Consider the following 13,845-nt stretch of genomic DNA (forward strand, 5'->3'; position numbering starts at 1 on the left):
GCGACACGCACATGGCCACCCCGACCTCCAGCCCCTTCACGTCCTCCGGTCCCGTCGCCTTCGAGCGCCAGGGCGACGTCTTCGTCGTGACCATCGACAACCCGCCCGTCAACGCCCTGGGCGTGGACGTGCGCCGCGGCCTGGTGGCCGCCATCGACGCGGCCGAGGCCGACACCGCGGCCAAGGCGGTGCTGATCGTCGGCGCGGGCCGCAACTTCATCGCCGGCGCCGACATCCGCGAGTTCGGCCAGGCGCCGCAGCCGCCCTCGCTGCCCGAGGCCTGCCTGAAGATCGAGAACTGCAGCAAGCCCGTGATCGCCGCCATCCATGGCGCCGCGCTCGGCGGCGGCCTCGAGGTGGCGCTGTCGGCCCACTACCGCCTGGCCTCGCCCACGGCAAAGCTGGGCCTGCCCGAAGTCGCGCTGGGCCTGTTGCCCGGCTCGGGCGGCACGCAGCGCGCGCCGCGCCTGATCGGCGTGAAGCCCGCCATCGAGCTGATGCTCAGCGGCCGCCACGCGCTCGCGAAGGAAGCGCTGTCACTGGGCCTGGTCGACCGCCTCGGCAGCGACGCCGACGCGCGCGCCGAAGGCCTGGCCTATGCCAACGAACTGATCGCCGCCAACGCCCCGGTGCGCCGCACGCGCGAGGCCGGCGCGCTGGCCGACAAGGAAGCCAGCCGTGCCGCCCTCGAGGCCGCGCGCGCCGACACCGCGAAGAAGAGCCGCGGCCTGTTCTCGCCGATGAAGATCGTCGAGGCCGTCGAGGGCGCGCTCACGCTGCCCTTCGACGAAGGCATGGCGCTCGAGCGCAAGCTGTTCCTGCAGTGCATCGACAGCCCGCAGCGCGCGGGCCTGATCCACGCCTTCTTCGCCGAGCGCGAAGTGCTGAAGGCGCCCGAGACCCGCTCCGCCAGCCCGCGGCCGCTGGAATCGGCCGGCATCGTCGGCGGCGGCACCATGGGCGCGGGCATCGCGGTGGCGATGCTCGACGCCGGCCTGCCCGTGACCATGATCGAGCGCGACGACACCCAGCTCGCGCGCGGCCGCGCCAACGTCGAGAAGGTCTACGACGGCCTGATCGCCAAGGGCCGCATCACGCCCGAGGCCAAGGCCGCCGTGCTGGCGCGCTTCTCGGGCTCGACCTCGTACGACGCGCTCGCCAATGTCGACATCGTGGTCGAGGCCGTGTTCGAGGACATGGGCGTGAAGAAGGCCGTGTTCGCCGAGCTCGACCGCGTCTGCAAGCAGGGCGCGGTGCTGGCCACCAATACCTCGTACCTCGACATCGACGAGATCGCCGCCAGCATCTCGCGGCCGCAGGACGTGGTGGGCCTGCACTTCTTCTCGCCGGCCAACATCATGAAGCTGCTCGAGATCGTGGTGCCCGCCAAGGTGCGCGCCGACGTGGTCGCCACCGGCTTCGAGCTCGCGAAGAAGCTCAAGAAGGTGCCGGTGCGCGCGGGCGTGTGCGACGGCTTCATCGGCAACCGCATCCTGGCCGTGTACCGCCAGGCCGCCGACCACATGATGGAGGACGGCGCCTCGCCCTACGAGATCGACGCCGCCGTGCGCAACTTCGGCTACCCGATGGGCCCGTTCCAGGTCTCGGACCTCGCGGGCGGCGACATCGGCTGGGCCACGCGCAAGCGCAAGGCCGCCACGCGCGACCCGCAGGCGCGCTACGTGCAGGTGGCCGACCGCATCTGCGAGCGCGGCTGGTTCGGCCAGAAGACGCAGCGCGGCTACTACCTCTATCCCGAAGGCGCGCGCACCGGCCAGCCCGACCCCGAGGTGCTGGCGATCATCGACGCCGAGCGCGAACGCGCGGGCGTCACGCCGCGCGCCTTCACCGAGGAGGAAATCATGCGCCGCTACATGGCCGCGATGATCAACGAGGGCGCCAACGTCGTGCTGCAGCGCATCGCGCTGCGCCCGCTCGACGTCGACGTGACCTTCCTCTACGGCTACGGCTTCCCGCGCCACCGCGGCGGCCCGATGAAGTACGCCGACATGGTGGGCCTGCCGAAGGTGCTGGCCGACATCCAGGAGTTCGCGAAGGAAGACCCGATCTTCTGGAAGCCGTCGCCGCTGCTGGTGCAGCTGGTCGAGCGCGGCGCCGACTTCGCGAGCCTCAATCAATCCGAGTAATCACAGAGCCAGCCTCCAGGAGACATCCCCATGCGTGAAGCCGTCATCGTTTCCACCGCCCGCACCCCGCTCACCAAGGCGCACCGCGGCGAATTCAACATCACCCCCGGCCCCACGCTGGCGGCCTTCGCGGTCAAGGCCGCGGTCGAGCGCTCGGGCCTCGACCCGGCGCTGATCGAGGACGCCATCCTCGGTTGCGGCTATCCCGAGGGCACCACCGGCCGCAACATCGCGCGCCAGGCCATCGTGCGCGCGGGCCTGCCGATCTCGATCGCCGGCACCACCGTCAACCGCTTCTGCGCCTCGGGCTTGCAGGCGATCGCGATGGCCGCGGGCCGCATCGTGGTGGACGGCGCGCCGGCCATGATCGCGGGCGGCGTCGAGAGCATCTCGCAGATCCGCAGCCGCAGCGCGACCGACAGCGGCCGAAATGACAATGAAAGCGGCATGGACCCGTGGATCGTCGAGCACAAGCCCGCGCTCTACATGGCGATGATCGAGACCGCCGACATCGTGGCCCAGCGCTACAACATCAGCCGCGAGGCGCAGGACCGCTTCTCGGCCGAGAGCCAGCGCCGCACCGAGGAGGCGCAGCTCGCCGGCCGCTACAAGGACGAGATCGTCGCCTGCACCACCACCATGGCGGTGACCGACAAGGAGACCAGGGAGGTCACGCACCGCGAGGTCACGGCCACCGAGGACAACTGCAACCGCCGCGGCACTACCTACGAGGCGCTGGCCAAGCTCAAGCCCGTGATGGGCGACGACAAGTTCGTCACCGCGGGCAATGCCTCGCAGCTGTCGGACGGCGCCTCGGCCTGCGTGCTGATGGAAGCCAAGGACGCCGAGCGCGCCAACATCAAACCCCTGGGCGCCTTCCGCGGCCTCGCGGTCGCGGGCTGCGAGCCCGACGAGATGGGCATCGGCCCGGTGTTCGCCGTGCCCAAGCTGCTCGCGCGCCACGGCCTCAAGGTCGAGGACATCGGCCTGTGGGAACTCAACGAAGCCTTCGCCTCGCAGTCGATCTACTGCCAGGACCGGCTGGGCATTCCCTCGGAACGCCTCAACGTCAACGGCGGCGCGATCTCGATCGGCCACCCCTTCGGCATGACCGGCGCGCGCCTCGCGGGCCATGTGCTGATCGAAGGCAAGCGCCGCGGCGCCAAGTACGCCGTGGTCACGATGTGCATCGCCGGTGGCATGGGCGCGGCCGGCCTGTTCGAAATCTATTGAGGAGCGCGCGATGGACCTGAACTTCACCCCCGAAGAAGAAGCCTTCCGCGGCGAGGTGCGTGCCTTCCTGGCCGACAAGCTGCCCGCGCGGCTGTCGGACAAGGTGCGCGGCGGCAAGATCCTCGAGAAGGCCGACATGGAGGAATGGCATGCCATCCTCGATGCGCGCGGCTGGCTCGCCAACCACTGGCCCGAGCAGTACGGCGGCCCGGGCTGGACGGCGGTGGAGAAGTTCATCTTCGAGAACGAATGCGCGCTGGCCTTCGCGCCGCGCATCGTGCCCTTCGGCGTGAACATGCTCGGGCCGGTGCTCATCAAGTACGGCAACGAGGCGCAGAAGCGCCACTGGCTGCCGCGCATCCTCAACGGCGCCGACTGGTGGTGCCAGGGCTATTCGGAACCCGGCGCGGGCTCCGACCTCGCGGCCGTCAAGACCTCGGCCGTGCGCGGCATCGATGCCCAGGGCGACCACTACATCGTGAACGGCCAGAAGACCTGGACCACGCTGGGCCAGCACGCCAACATGATCTTCTGCCTGGTGCGCACCAACCGCGAGGCGAAGAAGCAGGAAGGCATCAGCTTCCTGCTGATCGACATGACATCGCCGGGCGTCGAAGTGCGCCCGATCATCACGCTCGACGGCGAGCATGAGGTCAACGAGGTGTTCTTCTCCGACGTGCGCGTGCCGGCCGAGAACCTCGTGGGCGAGGAGAACAAGGGCTGGACCTGCGCCAAGTACCTGCTGACCTACGAGCGCACCAACATCGCGGGCGTGGGCTTCTCGGTGGCCGCGCTCGAGCAGCTCAAGGGCATCGCCGCCACGCAGACGAAGAACGGCAAGCCGCTGTCGGAAGACCCGGCCTTCGCGGCGCGCCTGGCGCGCGTGGAGATCGACCTCGAGAACATGAAGACCACCAACCTGCGCGTGATCGCGGCGGTGGCCGGCGGCGGCGTGCCGGGCGCCGAGAGCTCCATGCTCAAGATCCGCGGCACCGAGATCCGCCAGGAGATCTCGTCGCTGGCGCGCCGCGCGATGGGCGTGCATGGCCGCCCCTTCATCGCCGAGGCGCTGAAGGACGGCTTCACCGGCGAGACCTTCGGCCCGGCCTACGCCTCGGCCGCCGCCTCGCGCTACTTCAACAACCGCAAGCTGTCGATCTTCGGCGGCTCGAACGAGATCCAGAAGAACATCATCAGCAAGATGATCCTGGGCCTGTAAAGGAGAGATGCAATGAACTTCGAACACAGCGAAGACCGGCGCATGCTCGCCGACAGCCTCAACCGCTTCATCAGCGAGCAGTACGCCTTCGATGCGCGCGACCGCATCGCGAAGTCGGCGCACGGCTTCAGCAAGGAGATCTTCCAGCAGTTCGCCGAACTCGGCGTGATCGGCGCGCTGTTCAGCGAGGCCGATGGCGGCTTCGGCGGCGGCGGCTTCGACATCGCCGTGGTCTTCGAGGCCCTGGGCCGCGGCCTCGTGGTCGAGCCGCTGCTGGGGCGCGGTGATGGTCGGCGAGGCGCTCGGCGCGGCCGGCACGGATGCGCAGAAGGAGAAGCTGGTCGACATCATCAACGGCGTGACCGTCGCGGCCTTCGCGCACGACGAGGCCGACACGCATTACGAACGCACGCGTGTGCAGACCAAGGCCGAGCGCAGCGGCGACGGCTGGGTGCTGAACGGCGCCAAGGCCGTGGTGCCGCAGGGCGAGCAGGCCGACCTGTTCCTGGTCTCCGCCCGCACCTCGGGCAACGTGGACGACGAAGCCGGCATCTCGCTGTTCCTCGTGCCCGCGAAGACCGCCGGCCTCACCGTGCGCGGCTGCCCTTCGATCGACGGCGGCCGTGTCGCCGAACTCTCGTTCGACGGCCTGAAGCTGCCCGCCGATGCATTGCTGGGCACCGAGGGCCAGGGCGCCGCGACGCTCGAGCGCGCCATCGGCCGCGGCGTGCTCGCGCTGTGCGCCGAGGCCGTGGGCGCGATGGAGGCGGCCAAGACCGCGACGCTCGACTACCTGCGCACGCGCAAGCAGTTCGGCACGCTGATCGGCAGCTTCCAGGCGCTGCAGCACCGCATGGCCGACCTGCTGCTCGAGATCGAGCAGGCGCGCTCGGCGGTCATCAATGCCGCGGCCGCCATCGACGGCGGCGACCGCCTCGCGCGCGAGCGCGCGCTGTCGGCCGCCAAGTTCAGCATCGGCCGCATCGGCGCGCTGGTGGCGGAAGAAAGCATCCAGATGCACGGCGGCATCGGCATGACCTGGGAACTGCCGCTGCCCCACTACGCCAAGCGCCTCGTGATGATCGACCACCAGCTCGGCGACGAGGACCATCACCTGCAGCGCTATATCGCACTAGGCAAGGAGGTGGCGGCATGAGCAACGACAAGACCGTGCTGATCTCGCAGGAGGGTGCCGTGCGCATCCTCACCAACAGCAACCCGGGCGCGCGCAACGCGATCACGCCCACGCTGTATGCCGAACTCGCGGCCGCGCTGGCCGATGCACAGGACGACCCCGAGGTCGGTGCCATCGTCTTCACCGGCGCCGGCGATTTCTTCTGCTCGGGCGGCGACCTCAACCTGCTGGCCAAGCGCCGCGAGCTGCCCGCGTCGGAACGCCGCGAGAAGCTCGAGGGCCTGCACAACCTGATCCGCGCGCTGCGCGACAGCGGCAAGCCCGTGATCGCGGCCGTCGAGGGCGGCGCCGCGGGCGCGGGCCTGTCGATGGCGCTGGCCTGCGACATGCTCGTGTCGGCGCGCGATGCCTTCTACACCGTGGCCTACGTCAAGGTCGGCCTCACGCCCGATGGCGGCGCCACCGCCTTCCTGGCCGAGTTCGTCTCGCGCCAGCTGCTGACCGAGCTGTGCCTGACCGGCGACCGCCTGCCGGCCGAGCGCCTGCATGCGCTGGGCGCGGTCAACCGCCTGACCGACAAGGGCGCGGCACTGGCCGAGGCGATCGCGCTCGCGGCCAAGGTCGCGAACGGCCCGCAGCGCGCGAGCGCGCGCATCAAGTCGCTGTGCCGGCAGGCGCACCGCGCCACGCTCGAGGAACAACTCGAGGCGGAGGCCGTCTACATGGTGGAGTCGCAGGCCGATGCCGAGGCCGCCGAAGGCATCGGTGCCTTCCTCGGCAAGCGCAAGGCCGACTTCGCCGCGCTGCGGCGGCAGGACAAGTCCTGAAGGATCGAAGCCTCGCGCGGCGCTTCGACAAGCTCAGCGTGAACGGCTCCGGGTCTCACCGCGTAACCGAGTCAAACCCCAAACCGTTCGGGCTGAGCCTGTCGAAGCCTTGCACAGCGCTTCGACAAGCTCAGCGTGAACGGATCTGGATCTACCTGAATCTGTCTAGGTCCCCTTCCCCGGAACCCATCCGGTGCCACGTCCTCCTGGAGCCACCATGCCCTCGCTGAATTCCTCGCTGCCGCTCGCCGGCGTGCGCGTCCTCGACCTCTCCCGCATCCTCGCGGGCCCCTGGTGCGGCATGGTGCTGGCCGACATGGGTGCCGAGGTCATCAAGGTCGAGCACCCGGGCCGCGGCGACGACACGCGCGACTGGGGCCTGCGCGTCGGCCAGACCGAGACCGCCTACTTCAACAGCGTCAACCGCAACAAGCGCTCGGTCACGCTCGACCTGCAGACGCCCGAGGGCCAGCAGCTCGCGCGCGATCTCGCGAAGCAGTGCGACGTGCTGATCCAGAACTTCAAGTTCGGCGGCATCGACAAGCTGGGCCTGGGCTACGAGCAGCTGAGCCAGGAGCATCCCGGCCTCATCTACTGCTCGATCTCGGGCTACGACCGCACCGGCCCCGAGGCCGCGCGCCCCGGCTACGACCTCGTCGTTCAAGGCGAAGCCGGCCTGATGGCGCTCAACGGCGAGGCCAACCAGCCGCCGCTGAAGTTCGGCGTGGCCGCCGTCGACCTGTTCACCGGCATGTACTCGGCGCAGGCCATCCTCGCCGCGCTCTACCAGCGCGAGAAGACCGGCCGCGGCCGGCACGTGGAGATGGCGCTGTTCGACTGCGGCCTGATGATCACCGCTTACTACGGCCTCGAGGCGCTGCTGCTGGGCGAGGACCCGCCGCGCTACGGCAACTCGCATCCCTCGATCGTGCCCTACGGCGTGTTCGATGCGGCCGACGGCCCGCTGGTCATCACCGTGGGCAACAACGCGCAGTTCGCGCGCTTCTGCACCGAGGTGATCGAGCGGCCCGACCTCGCGGCCGACGAGCGCTTCAAGACCAACATCCTGCGTTCGGCCAACCGCGCGGTGCTGCTGCCGCAACTGCATGCCGAACTCGCGAAGCGCCCGCGCGCCGCGCTGCTCGACAAACTGAGCGCCGCCGGCATCCCCTGCGGCGAGGTGCTGGGCCTGCTCGAGGCGCTGCAATCGAAGCGCGCCACCGACGCCGGCCTGGTCACGCGCCAGCCGCATCCGGTCGCGGGCACGGTCGACGTGCTCGCGCCCCCTTACCGTTTCGATGGCGAGCGCCTGCCGGTGCGCAGCGCGCCGCCCACCCTGGGCGAAGGCACGCACGACGTGCTCCAGTCCTTGCTCGGCCTGTCGGATGAAAAGCTGGCAGCGCTGAAAAGCAGCGGCGTCGTCTGACGGCGCCACCTTGTTCCCCTGAAGCAGAAGTCATGGCCTCCCTCTCTCTCCGTACCCTCCGCAGTCCTCTTCGCCGTGCACTCCTCGCGCTCGCCCTTCCCCTCGCCGCCGGTGCCGCCTTCGCGCAGGCCTGGCCGGCCAAGCCGATCACGCTGATCGTGCCCTTCCCGCCCGGCGGTCCCACCGACGTGGCCTCGCGCATCGTGGCGCAGAAGATGTCGGCCGCGCTCGGCCAGAACATCGTGATCGACAACCGCAGCGGCGCCTCGGGCACCGTGGGCGCGGCCGCCGCGGCGCGCGCGCCGGCCGACGGCTACACCTTCGTGATGCTGGCCACGCCCACGCTGCTGGCCTCGCACCTCTACGGCCCGACCGGCTACGACATCTTCAAGAACTTCACGCCCGTGGGCAGCGTCTACGACCTGCCGATCGTGCTGGTGGTCAATCCCAAGGCGCTGCCCGAGGTGACCGGCCTGCAGGGCCTGATCGCCAAGGCCAAGGCCGAGAACGGCAAGCTCAACTACACGACCGCGGGCGCCGGCAGCTTCGGCCACCTGACGACCGAGCAGCTCAAGAACATCGGCAAGTTCGAGATGCAGCACGTGCCCTACCGCGGCAGCGCGCCGGCCGTGACCGACCTGATCGGCGGCCAGGTGCCCGCGATGTTCTCGGACCTGGTGGCCGTGATCCCGCACATCCGCGCGGGCAAGCTGCGCGCCATCGCGGTCGGCTCGGGCCAGCGCGTGAGCCTCTTGCCCGACGTGAAGACGGTGGCCGAGCAGGGCTTCCCGGGCTTCGACGCCACCTCATGGGGCGGCCTGCTGGCACCCGCCGGCACGCCCAAGGACGTGGTCGAGCGCATGAGCACCGAACTCAAGAAGGCGCTGGCCGACAAGGAAGTGCAGGAGAAGCTGCAGGGCGTGGGCTCGTTCGCGGCCTACCGCACCGCCGACCAGACCGCCGAGCGCATGCGCCAGGACTTCGAGCGCTGGGGCAAGGTCATCCGCGACAACCACATCACGAACCAGTAAAAACAGCCGGGCCGACACGGCGACGATTCAAGGGAACAAGGAGACAGGCCATGACCGACAGGAACGACCGGCACGACAACGACTACGCGACGCCCGTGGGCGCGCCGTTCCGGCCCGCGCGCCCCGTGCGCAGCCTCGCCGACATCCACGCGCTCGAGCAGACCCCGCTCGCGCAGGCGCTCACGGTGCGCAGCACCTACGAGATCTTTCGCAACGCAGGCCATGCCTTCGGCGACAAGACCGCGCTGACCTTCCTGCGCACCGGCAACCCGGACGATGCGCCGATCCGCTGGTCGTATGCCGAGCTGCTCGCGCGCATCCACCAGACCGCGAACCTGCTGCATGGCCTGGGCGTGGGCCCGAACGACGCGGTGGCGGTGCTGCTGCCGGGCTGCCTCGAATACCACCTCGCGCTCTGGGGCGGCGAGGCGGCCGGCATCGTGCAGCCGCTCAATCCGCTGCTCACCGACGAGAAGCTGGTCGCACTGATGACCGCGGCCCGCGCCAAGGTGCTGATCGCCTACGGCTCGGATGCCGAGTCGGGCATGTGGTCGAAGGCGCTGCGGCTGCGCGGCCAGGTGCCGGGCCTGACCACCCTGCTGCGCGTGGCGCCGCACGGCGAGGCACCGGGCGCGGCGGGCGCGCTGCCCGAGGGCGTGGCCGACTTCGAAGCGCTGCGCACCGCGCAACCCGATGACCGCCTCGTGAGCGGCCGCGACATCGCCTCGAGCGACATCGCCGCCTACTTCCACACCGGCGGCACCACCGGCGCGCCCAAGCTCGCGCGCCACAGCCACGGCGCGCAGGTGTTCACCGCCTGGGCCAGCGTGCAGGTCGCGGGCATGAACGAGCACGGCATCTCGATCAACGGCTATCCGCTGTTCCACGTCGCGGGCGTGCTGCCGGCCTCGCTGGCCTCGCTCTCGGCCGGCGTGGAGGTGGTGATCCCCACGCCCTCGCTGCTGCGCAACAAGCAGGTGCTGGCCAACTACTGGAAGCTGGTCGCCAAGTACCGCCCGACCTCGCTGTCGGCCGTGCCCACGGTGCTGGCCGCGCTGGCCAACGTGCCGCTCGACGGCGCCGACATCTCCTCGATCACCTACTGCCGCACCGGCGCGGCCGTGCTCTCGCCCGAACTCGCCGCGCGCTTCGAGCGCCTGTTCGGCCTGCACGTGCACGAGAGCCTGGGCATGACCGAGATGGCCGGCATCTCGACCATCACGCCGCCCGGCGTCGACGGCCCCGCGGGCTGCGTCGGCTTTCGGCTGCCCTACATGCAGATGCGCGTGGTGGCGCTCGACGAGCACGGCAACGCGAGCGACCGCGAAGTGGCGCGCGGCGAGACCGGCATGGTGCTGTTCAAGTCGCCCAACGTGTTCTCGGGTTTCGTCGATCCGGCCGACAACGCCAAGGCCTTCACGGCCGATGGCTGGCTCGCGACCGGCGACCTCGGCTGGATCGACAGCGAGGAGCGCCTCAACCTCACGGGCCGCTCGAAGGACCTGATCATCCGCAGCGGCCACAACATCGATCCCAAGGTGATCGAGGACGCACTCAGCGCCCATCCCGCGGTGCAGGTCTGCGCCGCGGTCGGCGCGCCCGATGCCTACGCGGGCGAACTGCCCGTGGTGTTCGCGACGCTGGTGCCCGGCGGCGCCGCCACCGAGGACGAGCTGCTGGCCTTCACCGCCGCGCGCGTCGACGAGGCACCGGCCAAGCCCAAGTGGGTGGCGCTGGTCGATGCGCTGCCGATGACCAACGTCGGCAAGATCTACAAGCCCGAGCTGCGCGCCATGGCCGCGACCCGCGTGGTGGCCGCGACCGTGGCCGAGCTCTGCACCGAACTCGGCCTGCCCGAGGCCGCGCGCCCGAGCGTGACGCACGAGGGCGAGAGCCTGGTGCGCGTGACGATCGACCCCGCCGGCGCCGGCGCGCAGTCCGCGGCGCTCGCCGAGCGGCTGCGCCAGGCGCTCGAGCCACTGCCTTTCAAGACCCGCGTGGCGACGGCCTGAAGCCGCCGCACGGCGGGCCGCAGCGCACGGCCCGCCGCCTTTCGTTTCTCCGACCCCAAGAACCATCAGGGACACCATGACCATCACCCGACACCCGACCCGTCGCGCGCTGCTGCGCGCCACCACCGCCACCGCCGCCGCGCTGCTCGCGCTGGCCCATGCGCCGGCCCAGGCCCAGGCGCCCTATCCGAACAAGCCGATCCGCATGGTCGTGCCCTTCCAGGCCGGCGGCGCCACCGACGTGCTCGCGCGCGTGCTGGGCCAGAAGATGGCGGCCGGCCTCGGCCAGCCCGTGGTGATCGACAACAAGCCCGGCGCGGCCGGCATCATCGGCACCGACATGGTCGCCAAGGCAGCGCCCGACGGCTACACCATCGTCTTCTCGCTGAGCAATTCGCTGCTGACCAACGAGTTCCTCTACGAGAAGCTGCCCTACGACACGCAGCGCGACCTCACGCTGGTCTACCAGGTGGCGATGGGGCCGCTGGTGCTGGTGGTGCATCCGAGCGTGCCGGCCAAGACCGCGCCCGAACTGCTGAAGTACGTGGCCGCGAACAAGGGCAAGGTCGCCTATGGCTCCTACGGCGTGGGCGCCTACCCGCACCTGGCGGGCGCGCACATGAGCCTCACGCAGCAGGCCGACATGAACCACGTCGCCTACAAGGGCGAGGCGCCGATGATGCAGGACCTGATCGGCGGCCAGATCCAGATGGCCTATGCGAGCGCGCTGGTCGCCAAGCCGCACATCGACGCGGGCAAGGTGCGGGCCATCGGCGTGAGCGGCGAGCGCCGCATGGCCGCGCTGCCCACCGTGCCGACGATGGCCGAGCAGGGCCTGAAGGACGAGGCCTACCGCGTGACCGGCTGGCTTGCCTTCGCCGTGCCCGCCAAGACGCCCAAGCCCATCGTGGACCGCATCGCCGAGGAAGTGCGCAAGGCCTCGCAGCAGCCCGACGTGCGCGAGCGCATCGCGGCCATGGGCTTCGAGCTCAAGGACAGCTCGCCCGAACTCTTTGCCGCCGCCTGGAAGACCGAGCGGCCGATCTGGGAGCGCCTCATCAAGCAATCGGGCGCGAAGCTCGAGTGAACCCCCTCCGTTTTTCATTGAAGGACCAGCCATGAAGATTCTCGTGCCCGTCAAACGGGTCGTCGACTACAACGTGAAGGTGCGCGTCAAGAGCGACGGCACGGGCGTGGACATCGCCAACGTCAAGATGAGCATGAACCCCTTCGACGAGATCGCCGTCGAAGAGGCCGTGCGCCTGAAGGAGAAGGGCGTGGTGACCGAGGTCATCGCCGTCTCGTGCGGTGACGCCAAGTCGCAGGAAACCCTGCGCACCGCGATGGCCATCGGCGCCGACCGCGGCATCCTGGTCGAGACCTCGGAAGAGCTGCAGCCGCTGGCCGTGGCCAAGCTGCTCAAGGCGCTGGTCGACAAGGAACAGCCGCAGCTCATCATCCTCGGCAAGCAGGCCATCGACGACGATGCCAACCAGACCGGCCAGATGCTGGCTGCGCTGGCCGACCTGCCGCAAGCCACCTTCGCTTCGAAGGTCGAAGTCGCCGGCGACAAGGCCAACGTCACGCGCGAAGTCGACGGCGGCCTCGAGACCGTCTCGCTCACGCTGCCGGCCGTCATCCCGACCGACCTGCGCCTCAACGAGCCGCGCTACGTCACGCTGCCCAACATCATGAAGGCCAAGAAGAAGCAGCTCGACACCTTCAAGCCCGAGGACCTCGGCGTGGACGTCAAGCCGCGGCTGAAGACGCTGAAGGTCTCGGAACCGCCGAAGCGCGGCGCCGGCATCAAGGTGCCCGACGTGGCGACCCTGGTGGACAAGCTGAAGAACGAAGCCAAAGTGATCTGAGGAAGACAACGAACATGACCGCACTCGTCATTGCCGAACACGACCACGCCAGCATCAAGCCGGCCACCCTCAACACCGTGACCGCCGCGCTCGCCTGTGGTGGCGACGTCCACGTGCTCGTGGCCGGTGCCAACGCGGCAGAAGCCGCCAAGGCCGCTGCCCAGATCGCTGGCGTCACCAAGGTCATCGCCGCCGACAGCGCTAGCCTCGCCGAGAACCTGGCGGAGAACGTCGCGGCCCAAGTCCTCGCGATCGCTTCCAACTACAGCCACATCCTGTTCCCCTCGACCGCCAACGGCAAGAACGTCGCGCCGCGCGTGGCCGCCAAGCTCGACGTCGCGCAGATCAGCGACATCACCAAGGTCGACAGCCCCGACACCTTCGAGCGTCCGATCTACGCCGGCAACGCCATCGCCACCGTGCAGAGCAGCGATGCCACCAAGGTGATCACCGTTCGCACCACCGGCTTCGATGCAGCCGCCGCCACCGGTGGCAGCGCAACTGTCGAGACCGCCGAAGGCGTGGCCGACAGCGGCAAGAGCAGCTTCGTGGGCCGCGAGGTCACGAAGAGCGAACGCCCCGAACTGACGGCCGCCAAGATCATCGTCTCCGGTGGCCGTGCCCTGGGCAGCGCCGAGAAGTTCACCGAAGTGATGGCCCCGCTGGCCGACAAGCTCAACGCGGGCCTCGGCGCCAGCCGCGCCGCCGTCGACGCGGGCTATGCGCCCAACGACTGGCAAGTGGGCCAGACCGGCAAGATCGTCGCGCCGCAGCTGTACATCGCCGCGGGTATCTCGGGCGCGATCCAGCATCTGGCCGGCATGAAGGACTCCAAGGTGATCGTGGCGATCAACAAGGACGAAGAGGCGCCGATCTTCTCGGTGGCCGACTACGGCCTCGTGGCCGACCTGTTCACGGCCGTGCCCGAGCTGGTGAAGACGCTGTAA

The 13,845-nt window shown here is 69.7% G+C and carries 10 protein-coding genes and 1 pseudogene; all 11 read left to right on the forward strand.

From position 1 onward, the window contains the following. Positions 1-11 precede the first annotated feature (11 nt). Positions 12-2,147 carry a 3-hydroxyacyl-CoA dehydrogenase NAD-binding domain-containing protein gene (locus ACHMXE_RS38410; protein ID WP_395348921.1) on the forward strand — a complete coding sequence of 712 codons (2,136 nt, stop codon included), beginning with the start codon at positions 12-14 and terminating at the stop codon, positions 2,145-2,147. A gap of 30 nt (positions 2,148-2,177) precedes the next feature. Beyond that, positions 2,178-3,380, forward strand: a complete 1,203-nt coding sequence (locus tag ACHMXE_RS38415) for an acetyl-CoA C-acyltransferase (protein WP_395348922.1) — start codon at positions 2,178-2,180, stop codon at positions 3,378-3,380. Between the two features lie 10 nt (positions 3,381-3,390). Continuing rightward, positions 3,391-4,599 (forward strand): acyl-CoA dehydrogenase family protein, encoded by a 1,209-nt coding sequence (locus tag ACHMXE_RS38420; protein WP_395348923.1) that lies wholly within the window; start codon positions 3,391-3,393, stop codon positions 4,597-4,599. Positions 4,600-4,611: 12 nt separating this feature from the next. Further along, a pseudogene (locus ACHMXE_RS38425) lies at positions 4,612-5,755 on the forward strand (acyl-CoA dehydrogenase family protein). Then, entirely contained in the window at positions 5,752-6,561 is an 810-nt protein-coding gene (locus ACHMXE_RS38430) for an oxepin-CoA hydrolase, alternative type (RefSeq protein ID WP_395348924.1), read from the forward strand. The pseudogene ACHMXE_RS38425 and the gene ACHMXE_RS38430 overlap by 4 nt, the downstream one beginning before the upstream one ends. A gap of 217 nt (positions 6,562-6,778) precedes the next feature. After that, entirely contained in the window at positions 6,779-7,987 is a 1,209-nt protein-coding gene (locus tag ACHMXE_RS38435) for a CaiB/BaiF CoA transferase family protein (protein ID WP_395348925.1), read from the forward strand. 32 nt (positions 7,988-8,019) lie between these two features. Further along, the gene (locus ACHMXE_RS38440; RefSeq protein WP_395348926.1) at positions 8,020-9,018 is read left to right on the forward strand and encodes a Bug family tripartite tricarboxylate transporter substrate binding protein; all 999 of its coding nucleotides are present in this window, start codon (positions 8,020-8,022) and stop codon (positions 9,016-9,018) included. 50 nt (positions 9,019-9,068) lie between these two features. Next, the gene (locus ACHMXE_RS38445; protein WP_395348927.1) at positions 9,069-11,030 is read left to right on the forward strand and encodes an acyl-CoA synthetase; all 1,962 of its coding nucleotides are present in this window, start codon (positions 9,069-9,071) and stop codon (positions 11,028-11,030) included. 76 nt (positions 11,031-11,106) lie between these two features. Beyond that, a complete protein-coding gene (locus tag ACHMXE_RS38450; RefSeq protein ID WP_395348928.1) occupies positions 11,107-12,117 on the forward strand; it encodes a Bug family tripartite tricarboxylate transporter substrate binding protein in 1,011 nt (336 codons plus the stop codon). A 31-nt stretch (positions 12,118-12,148) separates the two neighbouring features. Then, positions 12,149-12,898: an electron transfer flavoprotein subunit beta/FixA family protein gene (locus ACHMXE_RS38455; protein WP_395348929.1), complete on the forward strand. Its 750-nt coding sequence runs from the start codon at positions 12,149-12,151 to the stop codon at positions 12,896-12,898. Positions 12,899-12,912: 14 nt separating this feature from the next. Further along, positions 12,913-13,845, forward strand: a complete 933-nt coding sequence (locus ACHMXE_RS38460; protein WP_395348930.1) for an electron transfer flavoprotein subunit alpha/FixB family protein — start codon at positions 12,913-12,915, stop codon at positions 13,843-13,845.

The organism is Variovorax sp. UC122_21 (assembly GCF_044056785.1).
In the GTDB taxonomy this organism is placed as follows: domain Bacteria; phylum Pseudomonadota; class Gammaproteobacteria; order Burkholderiales; family Burkholderiaceae_C; genus Variovorax.

What these genes read in the sequence shown, in the direction of transcription:
- ACHMXE_RS38410 (WP_395348921.1), top strand. Translation starts at nt 12, where the DNA reads ATGGCCACCCCGACCTCCAGCCCCTTCACGTCCTCCGGTCCCGTCGCC.
- ACHMXE_RS38415 (WP_395348922.1), top strand. Translation starts at nt 2,178, where the DNA reads ATGCGTGAAGCCGTCATCGTTTCCACCGCCCGCACCCCGCTCACCAAG.
- ACHMXE_RS38420 (WP_395348923.1), top strand. Translation starts at nt 3,391, where the DNA reads ATGGACCTGAACTTCACCCCCGAAGAAGAAGCCTTCCGCGGCGAGGTG.
- ACHMXE_RS38430 (WP_395348924.1), top strand. Translation starts at nt 5,752, where the DNA reads ATGAGCAACGACAAGACCGTGCTGATCTCGCAGGAGGGTGCCGTGCGC.
- ACHMXE_RS38435 (WP_395348925.1), top strand. Translation starts at nt 6,779, where the DNA reads ATGCCCTCGCTGAATTCCTCGCTGCCGCTCGCCGGCGTGCGCGTCCTC.
- ACHMXE_RS38440 (WP_395348926.1), top strand. Translation starts at nt 8,020, where the DNA reads ATGGCCTCCCTCTCTCTCCGTACCCTCCGCAGTCCTCTTCGCCGTGCA.
- ACHMXE_RS38445 (WP_395348927.1), top strand. Translation starts at nt 9,069, where the DNA reads ATGACCGACAGGAACGACCGGCACGACAACGACTACGCGACGCCCGTG.
- ACHMXE_RS38450 (WP_395348928.1), top strand. Translation starts at nt 11,107, where the DNA reads ATGACCATCACCCGACACCCGACCCGTCGCGCGCTGCTGCGCGCCACC.
- ACHMXE_RS38455 (WP_395348929.1), top strand. Translation starts at nt 12,149, where the DNA reads ATGAAGATTCTCGTGCCCGTCAAACGGGTCGTCGACTACAACGTGAAG.
- ACHMXE_RS38460 (WP_395348930.1), top strand. Translation starts at nt 12,913, where the DNA reads ATGACCGCACTCGTCATTGCCGAACACGACCACGCCAGCATCAAGCCG.